This window comes from Duganella sp. S19_KUP01_CR8, from assembly GCF_036688705.1.
Classification (GTDB): domain Bacteria; phylum Pseudomonadota; class Gammaproteobacteria; order Burkholderiales; family Burkholderiaceae_D; genus Rugamonas.
The window spans coordinates 58,849-80,314 of the sequence record NZ_JAQQPR010000001.1 but is presented as its reverse complement, the minus strand read 5'-3'; the positions used below and the strand labels follow the sequence as shown (position 1 = coordinate 80,314).

Genomic DNA, 21,466 nt, shown 5'->3' with positions numbered 1-21,466 from the left:
CCATGTGCACATTGACGCAACAACTTAAACGCGCAGGCCTGGCAGCAGGCTTGCTGCTGGCCCTGTCATCGACTGGCTACGCTTATGGCAGCGAGGCCGTCGTCAAACAACTGCCGCCGGGCTGGACGCCGCTCGCGGGCCTTTCATTGTCGGGAAAATTCCAGCAGCAAGGGAACGTCGACACGGCGCTGGTAGTGCAAAACGGCCAGGACGGCGCGTACGGCCTGGCCGTGGTGCCGGGCGCAGTGGCCGACGGCACGGCCAGCATCGTCAAGACCTTCAAGGACATCAAGGCCAATCCGCCGCGCCTGTCGCTGGTCCAGCCGGGCAGCTACCAGCCGGCATGCCACACCGGAAATAGCTGCGCGCCGCTCAGCATAGCCAACGAGTCGATCGGATTGTGCTTCGGCGAAGCCAGCTGCGAGATCATCTATTTTGCCGATGGCGCCTATCACGAGATTTACCTGACGGACTAAGCAGGCCGATCAACAGCGGCATGGATTCGCATATACTGGCGTGACTTACACGTTCGGAGTCCGCCATGCGTCCACTGTTCATGCTGCTGTTGTTGTCTTCCGCCGCCGCGCAGGCGGCACCTGTCGAAGCGCTCAAGCCAATGGCCTTCCTGGCCGGGCATTGCTGGAAGGGTGATTTCCCGGAAGGCAAGCAGAGCGACGAGCATTGCTTCCAATGGCAGTACGACGGCAATGTGCTGCGCGACGTGCACACGGTGCGCACACCGGGCAAGCCGGACTATGTCGGCGAGACGATCTACTACTACGATTCAGCGGCCAAACAGGTGGCGTTCCTGTACGTGGAAAACGGCGGCGGCTACAGCCGCGGCACGATGACGCCGACCGCCACCGGCCTGGAATTCCCCGCCACGCAATACGTCGCCGGCAACCAGTCCCTCACCTACCGCGTCCGCTGGACACCCGCCGGCGCCGATGCCTACGAGGCCTTCAGCGAAATGTACATCAAGGATAAATGGATCACGCAGTTCAAGCTGGTGCTGAAGAAGCAGTAAACTGCAGCGGTCACTTCTTGGAGCCGTTAGGAAAATAGAACGAGATGACCAGCGGGACGATTGGCAGTGCGCCTATCTTCACCAACTCCGAGAGCTGAGCCAGGGCACTGTTAGCCGGGTAGCAGGCATACCCGGCAATGATGCCCGATGAGATGATCGCCAATCCCAGTAATATTTGCTTGGCGAATGTCAGCCGGTCGCTGGCAGAGACTTCGACGCTGGGATGATCGCGAAATACACTTCCGGGAATATCAATATCATGCTGCTCTGGCGTGGACATCATACCCCCGTCACGATACCCACCGCTTGCAGCGTATTGTCGGGCAAGCGGCGAACCAGACCAAGCGATGAGCCATCGCCTTTCTGCTTCTCATCATAAGCGACCTTCAGCAAAGCAAAAGCACGCAACATTGCCTCTCCCTTACTGATTCCTCTGGCGCAGGCAATCATGTTAAGCGCATCGTCAACTTCAGGGGACATTTCCACAGTCATGCTTCTCATGATGCACCTCCATCGCAGCACATTTGATAAAAATTATACTGCGCCTCTTTCGGTTGGTTTGTTTGAGAAAAACCAAACGAGCGGACTAGGGTGTGACGTGGAAATAGTCGATATCGGCATGGCCGCCGTTGGTGGCGAACAGGCCCATTTGTGCACCTACCCAGCGGCCCATGCGGGCGGTGAAGGGCTTGCCGATGATAGTGTAGTTTCTTTCGTCGCGGCTGTATGAGAAGGTCGTTACGCCGCCCGGCCGCACCTGCATGCGCAGCCAGACTTGCGGATCCGCCAGCTCGGCTCCGGCCTCCTCCCGCTCGCTGCACGCGGCCTCGGTTTTGTAGCAGCTGACCAGCGCCAGCCTGGTCTTGCCGCCTTCTCGGCGCGCGCCCAGCCAGGCGTAGTCGGAACCGTACATGATCAACCCTGCGTTGCCGCCCTCGCCCAACGCACTCACATCCATCCGCGTCGTGACGGTGAAGGATTCGGCCGGCAGCTTTTGCAGCAGCAGCGACGACGCGTCCCACAGATTGCGTCCTGCCGGTTGGCCGTACAGCCGCAGATAACCCGCGCGCGCAGACAGCGAATACCACTCGGGCTTCCAATTCGCATTCCACTGCCATTGAAGGCCGAGAGACGCGCCATCGAATTCGTCACTGGTGGCAGGCGCCATGGCGGCCTGTCCCGCCACCGGTTTGCGATATTGCAGGACCGGCTGCCCGGTGCCTTTGCCATCCACATCCTCACCGATCACAGGCCAGCCATCGCGCCACCCCATCGGCTGCAGATGCACCACGCGGCCGTACGCGCGCTTGTCCTGGAAGTGGATGAACCAATCCGCCCCCGCCTGCGAGCGCACCCATGCGCCTTGATGCGGACCATTGACCGGCGTGCGTCCCTGCGTCATCACGATCTTGTCCTCGTACGGGCCACCGATGCTGCGCGAACGGAACACCGACTGCCAACCGAATTCCACGCCGCCCGCCGGCGCGAAGACGTAGTAATAGCCGTCATGCTTGTACAGCTTGGGCCCTTCCAGCGTGGTGTAGTTGGGCAGCCGGTTGCCGTCGATGACGGTCTTGCCCGCGTCGTCCAGCATGCGGCTGACATCCGGCGCCATGCGGCGCAAGGTCAGCTGGTTGGCGATGCCTGCGCGGCTCTTGGCCCAAGCATGCAGCAGATAAGCCTGGCCATCGTCATCCCACAGCGGCGCCGGATCGATGATGCCCTTGCCGGCCAGCAGAAGGCGCGGCGCACTCCAGGGCCCGGCGAACGCGGTCGCCGTCATCACATAGACACCGAAATCAGGATCGGGATAGAAGATCCAGAACTTGCCGTCGTGGTAGCGCAGGCACGGCGCCCACGCGCCCTTGCCATGCCGCGGCGATGCGAAGACATCCAACGGCACCTGCTGCGGCAAGGCGTGGCCGACCAGCGTCCAGTTCACCATGTCCGGCGATTGCAGCAGCGGCAGGCCGGGCGCGTTGTTGAAACTGGAGGAAGTCAGGTAGTACATGTCGCCGACACGGATCGCGTCGGGATCCGAATAGTCGGCGTGCAGCACCGGGTTTTGATACTGGCCGTTGCCCAGGTCGGGCATCCACGGCGACGCCACGGGTGCGACGCCACATGCGGCCAGCAAGGCCGCAAACAAAAAGGGCAGAAGCCTGTTCAGCATCTGCCCCGTCATTACAGTCCGAACGGCGTTTCCGCCACGCCTTGCACGCCAGGCCGCAGCAGCACCACCGAACCGCCCCACGCCGCGTCCTCCGGCTTGCCGGAGACGATGGAGGTCACCATCAGCGTATCCAGATCCTTGCCGCCGAATGCGCACATGGCCGGCTTGAGCATCGGTACGTCGATGCGGCGATCCATCTTGCCGTCCGGCGTGAAGCGCAGCACGCAGCCACCGTCGTTACCGCAGATCCAGTAGCAACCGTCGCTGTCGATGGCGGCGCCGTCGGGACGGCCCACATACGTCGACATGTCCGCAAACACGCGGCGGCCGGACGGCACGCCGTCGTCGATGTCGTAATCGAACGCCCACACCATGCGCCGCGCCGGATGCGAATCCGACAGGTACATGGTGCGGCCGTCCGGCGAAAACGCCAGGCCGTTCTGCGTGATCAGCTCCGACACCACCGGCGCCGAAATACCGCGTGCCGCATCATAGCGATACAGCTCGCCGACCGCGCGCGCGGCCGACATGTCCATGAACATGGTGCCGCTCCAGAAGCGCCCCTGACGGTCGCAGCGGCCGTCGTTGAAGCGCATGCCTTCGCCCAGCCCGGCGGCGGGCGCCGCCAGCTTGACCTGGACGGCGGCTTCCGCCTCGCCCAGCTCCAGGCTGAAGATGCCCGTCTCCATGCCGGCGATCAGCCCACCGCCCGCCTTGGCCGCCACACAGGCGACCAATTCGGTGGTGGTCCAGAAGCGTGCCGCGCCGCTGGCGCCGTCCAGGCGCCAGACACGCTTGGCGGGAATATCGACCCAGTACCAGGCCGATTCCGCCGCGCTCCACGTTGGGCTTTCGCCCACCGTGCAGCGTATATCGCTTACGCGTTCCATGCCAGGTCGCCGTTGACCACGCGCGGGATGTTTTGCGGATTGGCGTCAGCCAGCGACTCAGGCAGCAGATACGAAGGCACGTCCTGGTAGCACACCGGACGCAGGAAGCGGTCGATGGCCGAAGCGCCGACCGAAGTCGTGCGGCTGTCCGAGGTCGACGGGAACGGGCCGCCGTGCACCATCGCGTGCGACACTTCCACGCCGGTGCCGAAGCCGTTGAACAGGATGCGGCCCACTTTGCGTTCCAGCGTAGGCATCAGGCGCGCGGCCAGTTCGCGGTCGTCGGCGGTGGCGTGGACGGCAGCGGTCAGCTGGCCTTCCACGTGTTCGGCCACGGCCAGCATCTGCGCTTCATCGTCGCAAACCACCAGCAGCGAAGTCGGTCCGAAGATCTCGCCTTCCAGCGCGGTGTTGGTCAGGAAGGACTTGGCGTCCACCTGGTACAGGAAGGCTTGCGCGGCGCATGGTGCATCCGTGCCCTGGCCGGCGGCGACCTGCTGCACGCCGTCGATGGCGGCCAGGCCGCTGACGCCGGTGACATAGGCCTTGTGGATGCCAGGGGTCAGCATGGTGGTCGCGTTTTTCGCGCCCAGCGTGCCCGACACGGCGGCGACGAAGGCTTGCAGCTTGTCGCTCTTCAGGCCGACCAGCATGCCCGGGTTGGTGCAGAACTGGCCCGAACCCAGCGTCAGCGAATCGGCGAAGGCTTGCGGCAGCTTGGCGTTATCCAGCGCGCCCGGCAGCAGGAACACCGGATTGATCGAGCTCATTTCGGCGTAGACCGGAATCGGCTCTTTACGCGCGGCGGCGGTGCGCATCAGCGCCAGGCCGCCGGAGCGCGAACCGGTGAAGCCCACGGCCTTGATCGCAGGATGGCTGACCAGTTCCTGGCCGATGGTCTGGCCGGAGCCGATCAGCATCGAGAACACGCCTTCCGGCATGCCGCATTCTTCAGCGGCCTTGGCGACAGCCTTGCCGACCAGTTCAGAAGTACCCAGGTGGGCCGAGTGGGCCTTGACCACGACCGGGCAGCCGGCCGCCAGTGCCGACGCGGTATCGCCGCCGGCCACCGAGAACGCCAGCGGGAAGTTCGATGCGCCGAATACGGCGACGGGGCCCAGGCCGATCTTGCGCAGGCGCAGATCGCTGCGCGGCGGCGTGCGTTCCGGCAGCGCGCTGTCCAGCGTGGCCGACTGGAAGCGGCCGTCGCGCACGACTTTCGCGAACAAACGCAGCTGGTTGCAGGTACGGCCACGCTCACCTTCCAGGCGCGCTTGCGGCAGGCCGCTTTCCTTCATCGCGCGTTCGATCAGCGCAGGGCCGATGTCCATGATGCGGTCGGCGATGGTTTCCAGGAACTTGGCGCGCGCTTCCAGGCCGGTGGCGCGGTAGATGTCAAAAGCCTGGTCGGCCAGTTCGCAGGCGCGCTGCAGGTCGGCGGCGCCGGCCAGGCCGAAGGCCGGTTCGATTTCCACGTTGCGCGACGGATCGATCGCCTTCATCGTGCCTTCTTTACCCAGGACCGCACTGCGGCCGATAACCATTTCACCAGCAACTTGCATAATGACTCCTCAATGTATGAAAAGCGCGGACCAGCCGCGCTTGTTTTATATTTGTCGCCGCCGCAGGGATTACTGAGCGCCTTGCTTGCGTATCAGTTTGTCCAGCATGTCGCATTCTTCCGCAGTCAGATCGGTCAGTGGCGCGCGCACCGGGCCTGCATCGTGGCCCACCAGGCGTGCACCCGCCTTAACGATACTCACTGCGTAGCCGGCCTTGCGGTTACGTATCTCCAGGTATGGCAGGAAGAACTCGTCCAGCATGCGGTTTTGTTCGGCGTGATTGTCCGACGCGACGGCATGGTAGAAGTCCATCGCCAATTTCGGCATGAAGTTGAATACCGCCGATGAGTATACCGGAGTACCCAAAGCCTTGTACGCGGCAGCGTAAACTTCGGCGGTCGGCAGGCCGCCCAGGTAGCTGAAGCGGTCGCCCATCTTGCGCCAGATCGAGACCATCAGCTCGATATCGCCGACGCCGTCCTTGAAGCCGATCAGGTTAGGGCAACGGTCGGCCAGCTTGGCCAGCGAGTCCGGCGTCAGGCGGCAGTTGGCGCGGTTGTAGACCACCACGCCCAGGTTGGTCGCCTTGCAGACTTCGGCCACGTGTTCGATCAGGCCATCCTGGCTCGCTTCGGTCAGGTAGTGCGGCAGCAGCAGCAGGCCTTGCGCGCCAACGCGTTCGGCTTCCTTGGCGTAGGCCGCGGCCACGCGGGTCGGGCCGCCGACGCCGGCCAGGATAGGCACTTGGCCGGCGCAGGTGTCGACGGCGGTCTTGATGATGTCGGTGTATTCGTTGGCGGTCAGCGAGAAGAACTCGCCCGTGCCGCCGGCGGCGAACAGCGCGCTGGCGCCGTACGGAGCCAGCCATTCCAGGCGCTCGATATAGGTCGACTTGCGGAAGTTGCCTTCAGCGTCGAAGTCGGTGACCGGGAACGACAGCAGGCCGGAGGAAAGAATTTTTTTAAGGTCATTCGGTTGCATAAGGTCTCCAATAATCGACAGCTCATCTCAGGAAGGGGAACTCGACAGCTTTGCGCCATCTGTTGTATGACATCGTACAACCATCTTCGTTCGTGAGCAAGCGATTTAGCAAAATCCGCCAAATCGCCCTGCTATCGTTGCTTTTTATGCAGTTTGACCGGCGGCGATGCCTTCTTGCGCGCGGCGCAGGCGCTCGCGGCTGTTGCTCAGGTGGGTGCGCATGGCGGCGCGGGCCGCCTCGGCGTCCTTGCGCAGGATGGCGTTGTAGATGTCGTCGTGCTCGCGGTTGAGGCGCTCCAGGTACACGGCCGGATCGTCATGCGCCAGCTGCGCCGAATTGACGCGTGCGCGCGGGATGATTGCGTTGCCCAGGTCGCTGAGGATGTCGACGAAATAGCGGTTGCCGGTGGCTTGCGCGATCAGCAGGTGGAAGGCCACGTCCGATTCGACCGAGCCGGGACGGCCCTGCGAATGCTGGATGCGCTTGAGCACCGCGCCCATCTCCTGCACCTGTTCTTCGGTGCGGCGGGTGGCGGCCAGCCAGGCAGCCTCGGTCTCCAGGCTGATGCGCAACTCCAGGATGGCCAGCACATCGCCGATGGTGCGGATGGTGTCGGCCGAGATGCGCAGGTTGGCCGGCTGCGGCTCCAGCACGAAGGTGCCGATGCCGTGGCGGGTCTGCACCAGCCCCGCCGCCTGCAGGTGCGAGATCGCCTCGCGCACCACGGTGCGGCTGACGCCGTGCATCTCCATGATGACCGACTCGGTCGGCAGCTTTTCGCCCGGCTTCAGGGTGCCGGCCTGGATGCTGTTGGTGAAAGCCTCGACCACGCCCTGGGCGAGGTTGCGATGCTTCTTCTTCGGCACGAGGACGGTAGGAGCGGACATGGGAGCGGCGGCGGTCTGGTTCATGGTCTTTTTACTGTTGTATGACGACTGTTAGCATACACGCTTCTGGCGTGTCGCACGATCCGCATATTGCCAGACTTTTGGCAACAATTGTGCCTTAGACACTATTTTCGGCACGATTAGTGTATATGGACTAGCGCGAAACCAACGTTAAACAACACTCAGAACACTCAGGCCAGCAGCGCGGCGCTCATGGAGGCTGCCTCGTCGGCAGATTCGAACAGGATTTGTTCCAGCGCGGCGTTGTCGTCGAAGAAGCCAACCAGGCTGGCGTGTTCGCGCTCCGGCGCCAGCGGCGAGCGCACAGGGGCCAGGTGCTTGGCGATCAGCAGGGTATCGCGCAGGCCCAGCGGCGGCGGCGTCAGCGTGGCGCCGCGCAGCGAGACGACGGCCTGGCTGACCGGTTCCGGGATAGCCATCTTCTTCATGATTTCGCGGGTAATGATTTCCTGCGCCGCGGCCATCCAGTCTTCCGGGTCGTCGAGCAGGCCGGGAATATCGTCGGCGCGCGACAACAGGTAGAAGCCCCCTGCCTCGTGCACGATGCCGGCGAACAGCGCGGTATCGGCGTCGGTGCGGGTCAGCTTGCGGGCGATCACGTGGGACAGCGCGGCCACATGGGCCGTGTGGCGCCACAGCTGTTCTGCCTGGGCGCGCAAGGCGGCGTCGCGGATGCGGCTGCCGAACTGGCGCACCACCATCGCGGCGGCCATGGTGTACAGGTTGCGGAAACCGACCCGTTGCACCGCCGCGCGCACGCTGGTGACCGGCGCGCCGCCACGGTTGAACACCACCGCATTAGCCAGCGCCACGGTGCGCGCGGCCAGCAGCGGCTCACCCAGCACCTTGCGGATCACGTCTTCGGTATCGCAATCGGGATCGGCCAAGGCCAGTTGCAGCCGCAGAGCGGCATTGACGCTGGTAGGAAAAACCAGCTCCCCCTTTGAAGCTTGGGCAACAATCTCGGCGTAGTCTTTTAGTTTTTCCATGGCAATATTATACCGTGGAAAATTGGGGTCAAGTCTGACATTCGGACACAAGCTCTGCCGTAGTGGTCACTACGGCAGAGCTTGCGTCCGAATGTCAGACTTGACCCCGGGGGTTACAGGTGGGCGGCGATCTGCGGCAGCAGCTCGTCGAAGGTGCGGCCCTTGCCGTTTTCACCGATGGCGTGCATCTTCCATTCACCGTTGTGGCGATACAACTTGGCCATGATCTGCGCCGAGTGCGGCCCCTGCACGGACAGGTTGAAACGCGCCACTTCCTTGCCGCTGCTGGCGTCCAGCAGGCGGCAGTAGCCGTTTTCCACTTGCTCGAAAGTCTGGCCGGTGAAGCTGTTCACCGTGAACACCAGGCTCTTGACCGTGGACGGCACGGCGTTCAGGTCGACGTTGATCTGCTCATCGTCGCCATCGCCGGCGCCGGTGCGGTTGTCGCCGGTGTGCTGGATGCTGCCATCCCTGCTCTTCAACTGGCGGAACCAGATCACGTCGACCGGCGCGCCGGACTCGTTGAACATCACGCACGAGGCGTCCAGGTCGACCGCCTCGGTCTTCGAGCCGAAGCCCAGGAAGCCCTTGGTCTTGATCGCGTCCCAACCCAGGCCCATGGTCACGCGGCCCAATGCGCCGCCGGCTTCCTTTTCCAGAGAGATCTTCTGGCCCTTGCTTAAACTGACTGTCATCTTGGTACTCCTTTGAATTTACTGCGCAACGCCGCGCTGCGCCCAGGCCTGGAATGCCGCGCCGTTGCGCGAGCAAATCAGGATTTTTCCGTGGCCGGAAAAGCGCAGCACCATGCCTTCGCCGCTGGTCTGGCTGTTGACCAGATTGCTCAGAAAGCCGCTGTTGCCGCCGGTGGTGACCGAGATTTCGTAGCGCAGCGCGCTATCCCATGCCACCACATGCGAGTTATCGATAATCACATCGCGGCCCGGCGTGACGTCCAGCTGCGACATCGAACCGAAGCCCGATACCGCAACCTGGCCGACGCCCGCGGTCTCGGTGATGAAAAAGCCGCCGCTCTGCGCGAACAGCGCATTGCCCAGGCTTTGGGTACGCACCTTCAACTCGACGCCGGAGGTGGCGGCGACGAAGGCGCCGTCGCTCAGCATGTACTGCTGCTGGCCGACGTCGAGCACCTGCATCGCTCCGGGCAGGCGCGGCGCCAGCAAACAATCGCCCTCGCCGCGCACTGCCTCGATGTGCTGCTGGAAGAAGGACTCGCCGTTGGCGAAGCGGCGCATGATGGCCGCGCCGATGCCGCCGGTGACCTTGCCCTTCAAATCGAGCGCCGCTTCCATCATCACCATCGCATCCGACTCGCAGTAGATTTTTTCACCGTGAGCCAGCGAGACGTGCAGGAAGGGATCGATGTCGCCGGTGATCGAAAACTTAGGCATGGTGGAGTCCTTTCTTCTTCAGGTTAAAAATTAAACGCGCACGCCGAACGACGATGCCAGCGGACCGAGGCCGCCCTTGAAGCCCTGGCCGACGGCCTTGAACTTCCAATCGCCGCCGTTGCGATACACCTCGCCAAACACCATCGCCGATTCGGTCGAACCGTCTTCGGACAGGTCATAGCGGGCGATCTCGCCGTTGCCGGCGCCGTTCAGGCAGCGGATGAAGGCCTTCTGCACCATGCCGAAGTTCTGGCGGCGCTCTTCGCCTTCATGGATGGTGGCGCAGATGGCGATGCGCTCGACATCGGCCGGCACCTTGGTCAGGTCGATGGTGACGGTTTCGTCGTCGCCATCGCCGGCGCCGGTGCGGTTGTCGCCGGAGTGCGCGACCGACTGGTCCGACGATTTCAGGTTGTTGTAGAAGATGAAGTCGTTGTCGGCGCGGACCTTGCCGTCCACTTTCAACAGGAAGGCCGAGCCGTCCAGGTCGAAGTCCTTGCCGTCGGTGCTGCGTACATCCCAGCCCAGGCCAACCACGATTTTCGACAGGCCTGGAGCTTCCTTGCTCAGATTAACGTTACCGCCTTTTTGCAGACTAATTGCCATGATTTGATGCTCCTAAAAAAAGAGAACCGGACTTTGGGTGCTACAGGCGGCGAGCCGTGTCCGTAATTGACGGCTCGCCGAATTCTTGAATACTTTATGCAGCGATGGCGACAGCGGCTTCCTTATGGCGGCGATGACGCACCGAGGACCACAGCGAGGCACCGATGAAGGCCACGCCAATCAGACCGGTGAACAGTTCCGGGATGTGGAACTTCATACTCGCCAACATGATCGCGGCCAGGATACCGATCGCATAGTGCGCGCCGTGCTCCAGGAAGACGAACTCGTCGAGCGTGCCCTTCTTCACCAGGTACACCGTCAGCGAGCGGACGAACATCGCGCCAATCGCCAGGCCCAGCATGATGATCACGACGTCGGTGGTGATGGCGAACGCGCCGATCACGCCGTCGAAGCTGAACGAAGCATCCAGCACTTCCAGGTACAGGAAACCGCCGATACCGCCACGCTTGACCAGGTCGCCGACATTGCTGCCTTCTTCTTCCTTCTCCAGCAGGTTGCTGACCGCGTCGACGCCGACGTAGATCAGGATGCCCCACAGGCCGGACACCAGCACCACCAGCTTCTGCGCTTCGCCTACCAGGCCCATAGAGCCCAGTAGGACACCCAGCGCAATCATTACCGAGATCGAGGAGACCTTGCCCAGCGAGCCGAGTTTCTTCTCGACGTTGCCCAGCCAGTGGACTTCTTTCTCGTCATCGAACAGGAAGTTCAGGAACACCAGCAGCAAGAACATGCCGCCGAATGCCGCCACTTCCGCGTGGTGATTCGTCAGGTGCATCGAATACGTTTTAGGGTCGTTCAGCGCCAGGTGCCACACGTCCATGATGCCGATGTCCGCAGCCACCGCCACGATCACCAGCGGGAACAGCAAGCGCATGCCGAACACCGCGATGATGATGCCGATGCCGAGGAACAGCTTCTGCCAGTAGTCGTCCCAGGTCTTCAGCACGGAAGCGTTGACCACCGCGTTATCGAACGACAGCGATACTTCCATCGCCGCCAGGATCGCGGCGATACCCACGGCGGACAAGGCGCCGCCCCATCCGGACAGTTCGTAGCCCCACCAGCCCGCTGCAGCAAGGCAGAGGAACGTGACGAGGAATGACACTTTGAAGTGTTTCATTCTTTTCTCTCATGGTTATAAATCGATGGGATGCAGTGTAGAGAACAAACGACTTTTTAAAAATAGAAGATAATTGAAGTATTACTTCGTAAAAATAGAAGATCATGAAAACCAGTGGACTCAATTTCCGGCATCTTTATTTCTTCTGGATGGTGGCCAAGGAAGGCGGCGTCACGCGCGCGGCCGAGCGCCTGGGGCTGGCCGTGCAGACCATCAGCATGCAACTCGCATCGCTGGAACAATCGATCGGCAAGCAGCTGCTGGAGCCGCAGGGCCGGCGCCTGGTGCCGACCGAGGCGGGCAAGCTGGCGCTCACCTACTGCGACCAGATCTTCCTGCTGGGCGACCAGTTGCAGGACGCGCTGGACGAAACGGAAGCCAGCAAGATGCGGCTGACGGTCGGCATCTCCGACTCGCTGCCCAAGCTGATCGCCTACCGCCTGCTGCAAGCGACGCAGCAGCTGGAGCAGCAGGTGCGGCTGGTGTGCATGGAGGATGAATTCGAATCGCTGCTGGCCGACCTGGCGCTGGGCAAGCTGGACGTGGTGCTGACCGACCGCGCCGTGCGCGCCGGCGGCAGCCTGAAGGTGTTCAGTCACTTGCTGGGCGAAAGCGACATGAAGCTGTACGGCGTGCCCAAGCTGGCGCGCAAGTACCGGCGCAACTTCCCGGACAGCCTGCACGGCGCGCCGCTGCTGCTACCGACCCGCAACAACGCGCTGCGCGGCCGCATCGACGCCTGGCTGGTGCAACACAAGGTGCGGCCGGACATCGTCGGCGAGTTCGAGGACAACGCCATGCTGAACACCTTCGGCCGCAACGGCCTGGGCCTGTTCTTCGCGCCGTCGGCGCTGGCGCAGGACATCGAAGAGCAGTTCGGCGCCGTGCTGGTGGGCGACGCCCCCGAGCTGCGCGAACAGTTCTTCGCCATCTCCAACGTCCGCAAAATCACCCATCCGGCGATCGAAGCCATCCTGTCGGCCGTCCATAGCGGGCCCTTCGCCATCGCCGAATAGGCTAAGATGCTGGTTTTGACTACCTGAGCCAACGCTCGGACCCTATGCAAAACCTTATGCTTGTCGTGCTCGCCGTGTTCCTGGTCGCGCTCAATGGATTCTTCGTGGCGGCCGAATTCGGCATCGTCACACTGCGCAAGACGCGCGTGCGCGCCATCGCCAAGACGCAGGGACTCAGGGGCCGCATCCTCGGCAAGGTGCACGGCGAGCTGGACGCCTACCTGTCCGCCTGCCAGCTGGGCATCACGCTGGCCTCGCTGGGCCTGGGCTGGGTCGGCGAGCCGGCCTTCGCCAGCCTGCTGGAGCCGCTGCTGCACGCCGTCGGCGTCAGCTCGCCGGAAATCGTCCACGGCATCGCCTTCGTGTTTGCCTTCTGCGTGATCTCCTTCCTGCACATCGTGGTCGGCGAACTGGCGCCGAAGTCGCTGGCGATCCGCATGCCGGAAGTGATCGGCCTGTGGAGCGCGCTGCCGCTGTACGGCTTCTACTGGGCCATGTACCCCTTCATCTGGGTGCTCAACGCCAGCGCCAACATGGTGCTGAGCCTGGTGGGCCTGGCGGGCAAAGGCAGCCACGACAGCCACTATTCGATCGACGAACTCAAGCTGATCCTGCGCACCAGCCAGCCGGGCGAGAAATTCAACGAAGACGAGCGCAACATCCTGGCCCATACGCTCGATTTCAGCGACCTGGCGGTGTCCGACCTGATGCGTCCGATCAACGAGGTGATCGGCCTGTACGCCAACCGTCCGCTGAACGACAACCTGCAAACCATGTTGCGCAACCGCTTCAGCCGCTACCCCTACTACGACAAGGATGGCGAGACCGTGCTGGGCGTGGTGCACCTGAAAGACCTGTTCTTCGCCCAGCAATCCGGCAAGCCGGTGACCGACCTGGTGCCCTTCCTGCGTCCGGTAGAGACGATTTCCGCCCGCACCCCGGCGCTGGAGCAGTTCCGCCGCTTCCGCGACGGCGCGCCCCACTTCGCGCTGATCGGCGAGAAAGGCAAGCGTCCGCTGGGCTTCATCACGCTCGACAACCTGCTGGGCGCGATGGTGGGCGAAATCCACGACGAATTCCGCCTCAACGAGAACGATTGGCTCAAGCAGCCGGACGGCACACTGGTGGGCAAGGCCAGCTTGCCTATCTTCTCGCTGGAGCGCACACTGGGCATAGACATTGAAAACGAAGAGCTGGGCCTGGAAGAGGTAGAATCGGTAGGCGGCCTGATCATGCTGAAACTGGGCGATATCCCGAAACAGGGCCAGCGCATCAGTTTCCGCGGTTTCGACATCGTCGCCAAGAAAATGAACGGTCCACGCATCCTGCTGGTCAAGGTCATTCCCAAGGATGACACCGAGGATAACGCCGACCTGGACTAACCCGATGGGAGGAGACGTGCTCAGTCGCCTGGTCCTAAGCTGTACCCTAAGCTGTACCCTGCTCTGCGCCGCTGGCGCCGGCGTGGCCGAGCCGCGCAGCGGCTGCCAGCACCTGCGCGTCGCCTTCTACGAGGACGGCGCGCTGTTCTACCACGCCGCCGGCGGCGGCTGGACCGGCATCGACAAGGATGTGGTCGACGAGCTGGTGCGCCGGCTCGGCTGCACCATCGAACCCAGCGTCGATTCCCGCGTGCGCATCTGGGCCGGACTCGGCGGCGGCAGCATCGATATGTCGGTGTCCGCGATTCCCCTGCCCGAGCGCGAAAAAATCGGCCGCTTCGTGCCGTATATGACGGGTCGCAATTTCGTCCTGCTGCACAAGGAACTCAGCGGCCGCCTGCACAGCATGGACAGCTTCCTGGCCGATCCTCAATACAAGATTGCCGTGGTCAAAAGCTACAAGCACGGCCACTCCTACGAAGTCTGGCTGGCCAAGCTGCGCGAGCAGGGCCGCGTGTTTGAAACGGCCGACCACCTGGCGATGATGCGATTGTTCAAGCTGGGCCGGGTGGACGCGGTGATGGCCACGCCGACCACCTGGTATCCGCTGGTCAAACAGGAACAGCTGGCCGGCACCTACAGCGTGATGGACTGGGCGCCGCGCGAGAATATGGTGTCGGGATTGGTGCTGTCGCGCCAAAACGTCGATGCCGCCACCGTGGCCCGCTTCAGCCAGGCGATCCGCGCCATGCGCGAAGACGGCACGCTGCGCCGCATCTTCGAGCGCCACACCGACGCCGAGCGCGCCGGGCAGATGATCAATTTCTAGACGGTTTCGTCGCCGGTCCAGTGGCGCAGCAGGCCCAGCGCCACCGCCAGCAGCGTCGGGCCGATGAACAGGCCGACAAAGCCGAACGCCAGCACGCCGCCCATCACACCCAGCAGCACCAGGATGAATGGCAGGCTGCTGCCGCGGCTGATCAGCATGGGCTTGACGACATTGTCGACGCCGCTGATCACGAACATGCCCCACACCAGCATGAAGACGCCCCAGCCGGTGCTGCCTTGATTGAACAGCCAGATCGCCGCGCCGCCCCAGATCAGGGGTGGGCCGACCGGGATCAGCGAGAGCAGGAAGGTCGCCACCGACAGCAGCGCCACGGCCGGCACGCCGGCGATCAGGAAGCCGATGGCGGCCACGCCGGCCTGCGCCAGCGCCGTGCCCAGCAGGCCGTACATGACGCCGCGCACGGTGCGGCTGACGGTGTCGGTCACGGCCGCGCTCTGTCCGCCGATCAGCTTGTTCATCAGGGAGGCCAGCACCGTCAGAAGGGTCTGGCCGTCGCGGTACAGGAAGAAGCTGACAAACACCGCCAGGCTGACCTGGGCCACGCCGCTGCCCAGCACCATGCCGCCGCCCAGCACAAAGCGGCGCGCGGGCTCCAGCAGGTTCTTGGCGACGTTGAGCAATTCCTCGCGGCTGCCCAGCAGCTTGCGCAGATAGGTGTCGGCCGCCTCGCCCACCAGCGGCAGGTCCTTCAGCCAGGCCGGCGGCGCCAGCGTGCCGCCTTCGAGGCTGGTTTTGAGCTGGTCGTAGAAATCGCTGGCGTTGTCGGCCACGTTCCAGGTCACCAACGCCAGCGGCACGATGATCAGCACGGTCAGGCCGACGCTCATGATGGCGGCCGCCAACCAGCGGCGCTGCTTGCAGCGCGCCAGCAAGCGCAGGTACAACGGCCAGCTGGAGATGGTGATGGCGGCGGCGAACAGGATCGCGGCCAGGAAAGGCCGCAGCACGGTCAAGCAGCCGATCACCAGCAGGACAATGGCCGCGAGGCGGGTGTAGGGTTGGAAGCGCTGCTGCATCAAGGCTGGGCCAGCAGCAGCTTCAGGTCATGCACGATCGGCGCAGGCCCCTGGCCGGAGCGCACCAGCAGGCGGATCTTGCCCTGCTTGTCGAACACATAGCTGGCGGCGGTGTGGTCCATCGTATAGCTGCCCGGCGTCTTGCCCGGCACCTTGGCGTAGAACACCTTGAATTCCTTGCCGACGGCGGCGGTCTGCTCGGCGGTGCCGTACAGGCCGAGGAAGCGCTTGTCGAAAGCCGGTACGTACTCGGCCAGCAATTGCTGGGTGTCGCGCTCGGGATCGACGGTGACGAACAGCACCTGCACCTGCTCGGCCAGCGGGCCCAGTTCCTTCATCGCGGCCGACATCTCGGCCATCGTGGTCGGGCATACGTCCGGGCACTGGGTATAGCCGAAGAACATCAGCACGACCTTGCCCTTGAAGTCGGCCAGGGTGCGCGGCTTGCCGTTGTGGTCGGTCAGCGCGAAGTCCTTGGCGTACGGCAGCCCGGTCAGGTCGGTGTTGGTGAACTCGGGGCGCGGTGCGGTGGCGCGGCGCTCGCAGGCGGCCAGTAATGCGGACAGGGCCATCAGGCCGACAACGAGCAGTTTTTTCATCAGTATTTAAAGTAGTGGTCCACCAGCAGCGCCAGGAACAGCAGCGACAGGTAGATGATCGACCAGGTGAAGGCCTTGCGGGCGATCAGGTCGGTGTAGTGGCGGTAGATTTTCCACGCGTGATGCAGGAACACCGCGTTCAGCGCGACGGCGCTGGCCAGGTAGATCAGCCCGCTCATATGCACCGCGTACGGCAGCAAGGTGGTGGCGGCCAGCGCGATCGAATACAGCCAGACGTGGAACTGCGTGAACTTCATGCCGTGCGTGACCGGCAGCATCGGCAGGCCGGACTTGGCGTAGTCGTCGCGGCGGTACATGGCCAGCGCCCAGAAGTGCGGCGGCGTCCAGACGAAGATGATCAGCACCAGCAGCCAGGCTTGCATCGGCACGTCGTTGGCGACGGCGGCCCAGCCCAGCGCCGGCGGCATCGCGCCGGACAGGCCGCCGATGACGATGTTCTGCGGCGTGGCCGGCTTCAGTATCATGGTGTAGATGATGGCATAGCCGACGAAGGTGACAAAGGTCAGCCACATCGTCAGCGGGTTCACCAGCGCGTACAGGATCCACATGCCGGCGCCGCCGATGACGGTGGCGAAGATCGCGGTTTGCATGACGCTGATGTCGCCCATCGCCATCGGGCGGCGGGCGGTGCGCGCCATGCGGGCGTCGATCTCGCGCTCGGCCAGGCAGTTGACGGCGAAGGCCGCGCCGGCCAGCAGCCAGATGCCGACGGTGGCGGCCACCAGCAGGTGCCAGTCCGGCATGCCGTCGCTGGCGAGGAACATGCCGATCACGGCGCAGAAGACGGCCAGTTGCGTGACGCGGGGCTTGGTCAGCGCCCAGTATTGGGAGGCGCGGCTGGCGGGTTTGGATGTGGCGGTGTGTGTGGTCATTAGGTACTTAGTGGTGCTTACTTTTGCCGGGCAGCGGAAGTATGCGAGGATGCTGCGCCCGAGGCTGCCTTTTTTGCAATATCGTACTGGTACTTAGCCTTGTAGTTTAACATGGTCAGTAGCAGGACCAGCAGCGCCGCCCCGGCGTTATGCAACACCGCGATCGCCAGCGGGAAGCTGAGGTAGATGGTGGCGACGCCGGTGGCGATCTGCGCCGCCAAGGTCAGCGCGAGGTAGCGGGCGGTTTTATGCAGCGCCCGGTGCTCCCAGGCGCGCCAGGCCGTGTAGCCGGCCACCAGCGCCACCAGCACGCCGAAGTTGCGGTGCACCCAGTGGATCGCCGTCAGCGCCGCGAACGGCAGGTAGTGGCCGGCGGCGGTCTTGCCCAACTCGCGCCACAGCGTGAAGCCGTGTTCGAAGTCCATCTCCGGCACCAGCTTGCCGCCGCACAGCGGGAAATCGGTGCAGGCCAAGGTGGCGTAGTTGGTGCTGGTCCAGCCGCCCAGTGCCAGTTGCACCAAGAGCAAAATTGCAGAAGCGCCCGCCAGCAGGCGGATGTTGCGCATCGCCGGCGGCGAGGCCGTCACCGTGCGCACCGGCGCGATCAACTGGTTCTGGCGGCCGCCGTACCAAGCCAGCATCGCCAGCAGGCCCATGCCCAGCAGCAGGTGGGTGGTGACGATCACCGGCTGCAGCTTCAGCGTCACGGTCCAGGCGCCGAACGCGCCCTGCAGGCAGACGAACAGGAACAGCACGGTCGGCAGCCACGGCGCGTATTCCGCGCGCGTGCCCTGCGACTTGCGCCATTGATACCAGGCCTGCGCCATCATCGCCACGATCAGCACACCGATCGCCATCGCCAGGTAGCGGTGGATCATCTCGATCCAGGCCTTGACCACCGTCACCGGGCCGGTCGGCAGCAGCGCTTCTGCCGCCGTGATCTGCTCGTGCGCGAGGAAGGGATTGGCGGCGCCGTAGCATCCCGGCCAGTCCGGACAGCCGAGGCCGGAGTCGGTCAGGCGCGTGAAGGCGCCGAACACGATCAGGTCGAAGGTCAGGAATACGCAGACCCAGACCAGCTTGCGGTATTTGTTGGCGTCGGACGAGGTCCACACCAGCGACAGCGGCAGCAGCGCCACCAGCAGCGCCGTCACGGCCATTTGAGCGAGAGTGGTGGAATGCATGATCAGCCTATCGCGGAAGCCTTCAGCAGCTTGTAGATGTCCTTGTGGACTTTCTTCACCTTCTCGGTGTCGCTGGAGACGGCGCCTTTCGGGAAGCGCATCATCAGGTTGCCCAGCGGGTCGATCAGGTAGACGTGGTCGGACACGCGGTCGCCGGCGCCCTGCTCCAGCGGCAGCCATTTATCGATCACGGCGGCCGGCGCGCGCAACATGCGGGTGCCGTCGTTGACGCGCATCAGCACCGTATCGAGCGGCTGGTCGTCGGTGATCATCCACACGCGCTCGATGCGCTCCATTTCCTTGCCCTGCATGGTGCGCAGCTGGCGCATGGCGAACAGCTGGTCCTGGCAGTCCTGCTTGCAATCGGACGGACCGACCTTGAGCATGATCCACTTGCCCTTGTAGTTCTCCAGCGTGGCCGGCTTGCCGTCCAGCGTGGTGCTGGCCATGGCCGGGATAGGATGGTCGCGCGGATCGATCAGCGCGCCGAAATTGGTCACGCCGCCCTTGGGCTTGATGACGTAGTAAGTGAGATAAGAACCCACCAGCGGCGCCGCGCACACGGCCAGCACCAGCAACAGCTTCCAGCGACCACGACTTTGATTACTTTTGTTTTCCACGTCTGAATCCGTTCACCACAAAGAAGATAACAGCCATCGCCGACAGTGCGTACCACTGGAAGGCATAGCCCTGATGTTTTTCCACGCCCAGCGCCGGCGCCGGCCAGTCGCGCACCATCCGCGCGTCGTCGCCGGCCGGCTGCGCCGCGGCGGTTTGCTCGATCACGAACGGTTGCATGGTCAGGCCGCTGTCCCTGGCCACTTGCAGCGGATCGGCGTTCTGCACGATGGCCTTGGGCGTCAGCGTCGGCGTCTTGGCCAGCTCCATCACATGGCCGGCGTCCAGCCGCGCCATCCCTTGCAAGGTCACGGTGCCGGCAGGCGTGGCGTAGGCCGGCAGCCTGGCGCGGTCGGCCGGATCGCGCGGCAGCCAGCCCCGCGCCACCAGCACATGCATGCCCGTCCCCGCAATTTTAAACGGCATCAGCAGGTAAAAACCGGAGCGGCCCGCCGACGGACGATTATCCAGGTAGAGCGGCCAGTTGGCGACAAACTCGCCGGTCACCGACACGCGGCGGAACTCCACCGCCTCGGCCGCCAGCGGCGCGCCGTCCAGCTGCACCGGCGCGCTGGCGTTGCCTTGCGTCAGCTTGGCCTGCAAGACGATTTTTTGCGCGGCGCGGCGCTGCTGCCAGTTGCCCAGCTGGATGCCCAGTGCGACCACCAGCACGGTCGCCACGAAGGGGATCAGTTTAAAACGGAACGCAATACCCATTACAATGGAACCTTCATCAATTCACTCTCCTGCCCCGCCATGAAAATTGCTGTCGCCATCGCGTTCATCCTGATCATCGGCAGCCTGGCTTCCGCGTTCTACTTCCTGATGCGCGACAAGGGCAAGAGCAACAACACCGTGCGCGCGCTGGCGGTGCGGGTCGGCTTGTCGATCGCCCTGTTCATCGCCCTGCTGGTCGCGCACAAGCTCGGCTACATCCAGCCCACCGGCATCCGCGGCTAGCCGCGAACCCCGAACCGACGCGGGGTCTGACCCCGTACGGGGTCAGACCCCTGTGGCCGCCTTGCGGGGTAGCGCCGGCAAAAAAACAGCCGCATCCGGGACGCTCCCGCATGCGGCTTTTCTTATGTGCCGCAGCAGTGTCGCTGCGGCATTATAGCCTCGTTACAGCCAGTACACGACCACGTACAGACCCAGCCAGACCACGTCGACAAAGTGCCAGTACCAGGCCGCGCCTTCGAAGGCGAAGTGGTTGTCGGCCGTGAAGTGACCCTTGAGCACACGGAACAACACCACCGACAGCATGATCGCGCCCATCGTCACGTGGAAGCCGTGGAAACCGGTCAGCATGAAGAAGGTCGAACCGTAGATGCCCGAGGTCAGTTTCAGGTTCAGCTCGGTGTACGCGTGGTGATATTCGTAAGCCTGGAAGCCCATGAAGATCGCGCCCAGCGCCACGGTGGCGAACAGCCAGAACGCGGTCTGCGCGCGATGGCCGGCGCGCAGCGCATGGTGCGAGATGGTCAAGGTCAGGCCCGAGGTCAGCAGCAGCGCGGTGTTGATGGTCGGAATCGGGAACGGACCCATGGTCTTGAATTCCTGCACCGTGCCGGCCGGACCAATATTGCCCCAATGTGCGGCGAAATCAGGCCAGATGAACTTGTGGTCCAGGTCGCCCAGCCACGGCATCGTGATCGAACGGGCATAGAACAGCGCGCCGAAGAAGGCGCCGAAGAACATCACCTCCGAGAAGATGAACCAGGCCATCGACCAGCGATAGGAATGGTCCACGCGCTGGCCGTACTGGCCGGCTTCGGATTCCTTGATGGCGTCGCCGAACCAGAAGTAAAGCACCGCAATGATGGCAGCCAGACCCACGAAGTTCACGGCCGGGCCCCACGACACATCATTGACCCAGGCCGAAGCGCCGATCATGGTGGTCAGCAGGGACATGCCTGCGAACAGCGGCCATTTGGATGGACCAGGCACGAAGTAGTACGGTGCCGAGGCGTTATGTGAACTCATCTTCATCTCCCTAAATTTATTTTGAAACTACAACCTTAACGATAGTGATCAGCAGTCCAATAAAACACGCCACGCCGATCAAGGCCGCGATGATGATGTGCACCGGGTTCAGCTTGGCCGAATCGGTCTCGAAATCGCTTTTGCGGCGCAGGCCGAAGAACGACCAGAACACCGCTTTCATCGAATACATGAACGACGCTTGTTTCTTTTTCTCTTCTTCCATGCCGCCCAC

26 protein-coding genes are annotated in these 21,466 nt (G+C 63.5%); 6 read left to right on the top strand and 20 right to left on the bottom strand.

Annotation, left to right across the window (positions count from 1 at the left end):
- Positions 1 to 2: 2 nt before the first annotated feature.
- On the top strand, positions 3 to 476 hold the full coding sequence (locus V6M89_RS00430; protein ID WP_332851303.1) for a hypothetical protein: 474 nt from the start codon (positions 3 to 5) through the stop codon (positions 474 to 476).
- Between the two features lie 65 nt (positions 477 to 541).
- Positions 542 to 1,027, top strand: a complete 486-nt coding sequence (locus V6M89_RS00425; RefSeq protein ID WP_332851302.1) for a hypothetical protein — start codon at positions 542 to 544, stop codon at positions 1,025 to 1,027.
- Between the two features lie 10 nt (positions 1,028 to 1,037).
- On the opposite strand, the gene V6M89_RS00420 is transcribed toward V6M89_RS00425, so the two are convergent.
- The 12 genes from V6M89_RS00420 to V6M89_RS00365 all read right to left on the bottom strand — a co-directional run bounded on the left by V6M89_RS00420 (position 1,038) and on the right by V6M89_RS00365 (position 11,693).
- Complete coding sequence (locus V6M89_RS00420) at positions 1,038 to 1,310, bottom strand: hypothetical protein (protein ID WP_332851301.1); 273 nt, start codon at positions 1,308 to 1,310, stop codon at positions 1,038 to 1,040.
- On the bottom strand, positions 1,307 to 1,528 hold the full coding sequence (locus V6M89_RS00415) for a hypothetical protein (protein WP_332851300.1): 222 nt from the start codon (positions 1,526 to 1,528) through the stop codon (positions 1,307 to 1,309). The genes V6M89_RS00420 and V6M89_RS00415 overlap by 4 nt, the downstream gene beginning before the upstream one ends.
- Positions 1,529 to 1,613: 85 nt before the next feature.
- A complete protein-coding gene (locus V6M89_RS00410) occupies positions 1,614 to 3,200 on the bottom strand; it encodes a glycoside hydrolase family 43 protein (RefSeq protein WP_332851299.1) in 1,587 nt (528 codons plus the stop codon).
- An 11-nt stretch (positions 3,201 to 3,211) separates the two neighbouring features.
- Positions 3,212 to 4,090, bottom strand: a complete 879-nt coding sequence (locus tag V6M89_RS00405; protein WP_332851298.1) for an SMP-30/gluconolactonase/LRE family protein — start codon at positions 4,088 to 4,090, stop codon at positions 3,212 to 3,214.
- A complete protein-coding gene (locus V6M89_RS00400; protein ID WP_332851297.1) occupies positions 4,078 to 5,652 on the bottom strand; it encodes an aldehyde dehydrogenase (NADP(+)) in 1,575 nt (524 codons plus the stop codon). Before V6M89_RS00400 ends, V6M89_RS00405 begins: the two co-directional genes overlap by 13 nt.
- A gap of 69 nt (positions 5,653 to 5,721) precedes the next feature.
- Positions 5,722 to 6,633 carry a 5-dehydro-4-deoxyglucarate dehydratase gene (gene kdgD / locus V6M89_RS00395; protein ID WP_117012989.1) on the bottom strand — a complete coding sequence of 304 codons (912 nt, stop codon included), beginning with the start codon at positions 6,631 to 6,633 and terminating at the stop codon, positions 5,722 to 5,724.
- Positions 6,634 to 6,777: 144 nt separating this feature from the next.
- A complete protein-coding gene (locus V6M89_RS00390) occupies positions 6,778 to 7,545 on the bottom strand; it encodes a FadR/GntR family transcriptional regulator (RefSeq protein WP_332851296.1) in 768 nt (255 codons plus the stop codon).
- 167 nt (positions 7,546 to 7,712) lie between these two features.
- Positions 7,713 to 8,531, bottom strand: a complete 819-nt coding sequence (locus V6M89_RS00385; protein WP_332851295.1) for an HDOD domain-containing protein — start codon at positions 8,529 to 8,531, stop codon at positions 7,713 to 7,715.
- 113 nt (positions 8,532 to 8,644) lie between these two features.
- The gene (locus V6M89_RS00380; RefSeq protein ID WP_332851294.1) at positions 8,645 to 9,226 is read right to left on the bottom strand and encodes a TerD family protein; all 582 of its coding nucleotides are present in this window, start codon (positions 9,224 to 9,226) and stop codon (positions 8,645 to 8,647) included.
- A gap of 18 nt (positions 9,227 to 9,244) precedes the next feature.
- Positions 9,245 to 9,943 (bottom strand): TIGR00266 family protein, encoded by a 699-nt coding sequence (locus tag V6M89_RS00375; protein WP_020705015.1) that lies wholly within the window; start codon positions 9,941 to 9,943, stop codon positions 9,245 to 9,247.
- 30 nt (positions 9,944 to 9,973) lie between these two features.
- Positions 9,974 to 10,549 (bottom strand): TerD family protein, encoded by a 576-nt coding sequence (locus tag V6M89_RS00370; protein ID WP_332851293.1) that lies wholly within the window; start codon positions 10,547 to 10,549, stop codon positions 9,974 to 9,976.
- A 94-nt stretch (positions 10,550 to 10,643) separates the two neighbouring features.
- Positions 10,644 to 11,693, bottom strand: coding sequence for a DUF475 domain-containing protein (locus tag V6M89_RS00365; RefSeq protein ID WP_332851292.1), 1,050 nt, complete (start codon positions 11,691 to 11,693; stop codon positions 10,644 to 10,646).
- A gap of 104 nt (positions 11,694 to 11,797) precedes the next feature.
- Here V6M89_RS00365 and nhaR point away from each other — a divergent pair, with 104 nt between their 5' ends.
- The 3 genes from nhaR (at position 11,798) to V6M89_RS00350 (ending at position 14,920) form a co-directional block, all read left to right on the top strand.
- Positions 11,798 to 12,709, top strand: a complete 912-nt coding sequence (gene nhaR / locus V6M89_RS00360) for a transcriptional activator NhaR (RefSeq protein WP_332851291.1) — start codon at positions 11,798 to 11,800, stop codon at positions 12,707 to 12,709.
- 44 nt (positions 12,710 to 12,753) lie between these two features.
- Positions 12,754 to 14,091, top strand: coding sequence for a hemolysin family protein (locus tag V6M89_RS00355; protein WP_332851290.1), 1,338 nt, complete (start codon positions 12,754 to 12,756; stop codon positions 14,089 to 14,091).
- Positions 14,092 to 14,173: 82 nt separating this feature from the next.
- Positions 14,174 to 14,920, top strand: a complete 747-nt coding sequence (locus V6M89_RS00350; RefSeq protein WP_332851289.1) for a substrate-binding periplasmic protein — start codon at positions 14,174 to 14,176, stop codon at positions 14,918 to 14,920.
- Here V6M89_RS00350 and V6M89_RS00345 read toward each other — a convergent pair.
- From V6M89_RS00345 to V6M89_RS00320, 6 genes are read right to left on the bottom strand one after another with little or no spacing between them, the layout of a single operon-like run.
- Positions 14,917 to 15,957 carry an AI-2E family transporter gene (locus tag V6M89_RS00345; protein WP_332851288.1) on the bottom strand — a complete coding sequence of 347 codons (1,041 nt, stop codon included), beginning with the start codon at positions 15,955 to 15,957 and terminating at the stop codon, positions 14,917 to 14,919. The genes V6M89_RS00350 and V6M89_RS00345 overlap by 4 nt on opposite strands.
- The gene (locus tag V6M89_RS00340; protein ID WP_332851287.1) at positions 15,957 to 16,556 is read right to left on the bottom strand and encodes an SCO family protein; all 600 of its coding nucleotides are present in this window, start codon (positions 16,554 to 16,556) and stop codon (positions 15,957 to 15,959) included. Before V6M89_RS00340 ends, V6M89_RS00345 begins: the two co-directional genes overlap by 1 nt.
- Positions 16,556 to 17,449, bottom strand: a complete 894-nt coding sequence (cyoE, locus tag V6M89_RS00335; protein ID WP_332851286.1) for a heme o synthase — start codon at positions 17,447 to 17,449, stop codon at positions 16,556 to 16,558. Before cyoE ends, V6M89_RS00340 begins: the two co-directional genes overlap by 1 nt.
- A gap of 17 nt (positions 17,450 to 17,466) precedes the next feature.
- Positions 17,467 to 18,633, bottom strand: a complete 1,167-nt coding sequence (locus tag V6M89_RS00330; RefSeq protein WP_332851285.1) for a COX15/CtaA family protein — start codon at positions 18,631 to 18,633, stop codon at positions 17,467 to 17,469.
- Between the two features lie 2 nt (positions 18,634 to 18,635).
- Positions 18,636 to 19,253, bottom strand: coding sequence for an SCO family protein (locus V6M89_RS00325; protein ID WP_332851284.1), 618 nt, complete (start codon positions 19,251 to 19,253; stop codon positions 18,636 to 18,638).
- Positions 19,237 to 19,968, bottom strand: a complete 732-nt coding sequence (locus tag V6M89_RS00320) for an SURF1 family protein (RefSeq protein ID WP_332851283.1) — start codon at positions 19,966 to 19,968, stop codon at positions 19,237 to 19,239. Before V6M89_RS00320 ends, V6M89_RS00325 begins: the two co-directional genes overlap by 17 nt.
- A 39-nt stretch (positions 19,969 to 20,007) precedes the next feature.
- On the opposite strand from V6M89_RS00320, the gene V6M89_RS00315 reads away from it, so the two are divergent.
- Positions 20,008 to 20,211, top strand: a complete 204-nt coding sequence (locus V6M89_RS00315) for a twin transmembrane helix small protein (protein ID WP_116992402.1) — start codon at positions 20,008 to 20,010, stop codon at positions 20,209 to 20,211.
- A 162-nt stretch (positions 20,212 to 20,373) separates the two neighbouring features.
- Here V6M89_RS00315 and V6M89_RS00310 read toward each other — a convergent pair whose 3' ends face one another.
- On the bottom strand, positions 20,374 to 21,234 hold the full coding sequence (locus V6M89_RS00310) for a cytochrome c oxidase subunit 3 (protein WP_332851282.1): 861 nt from the start codon (positions 21,232 to 21,234) through the stop codon (positions 20,374 to 20,376).
- A gap of 16 nt (positions 21,235 to 21,250) precedes the next feature.
- Entirely contained in the window at positions 21,251 to 21,457 is a 207-nt protein-coding gene (locus tag V6M89_RS00305; RefSeq protein WP_332851281.1) for a DUF2970 domain-containing protein, read from the bottom strand.
- Between the last annotated feature and the right edge of the window lie 9 nt (positions 21,458 to 21,466).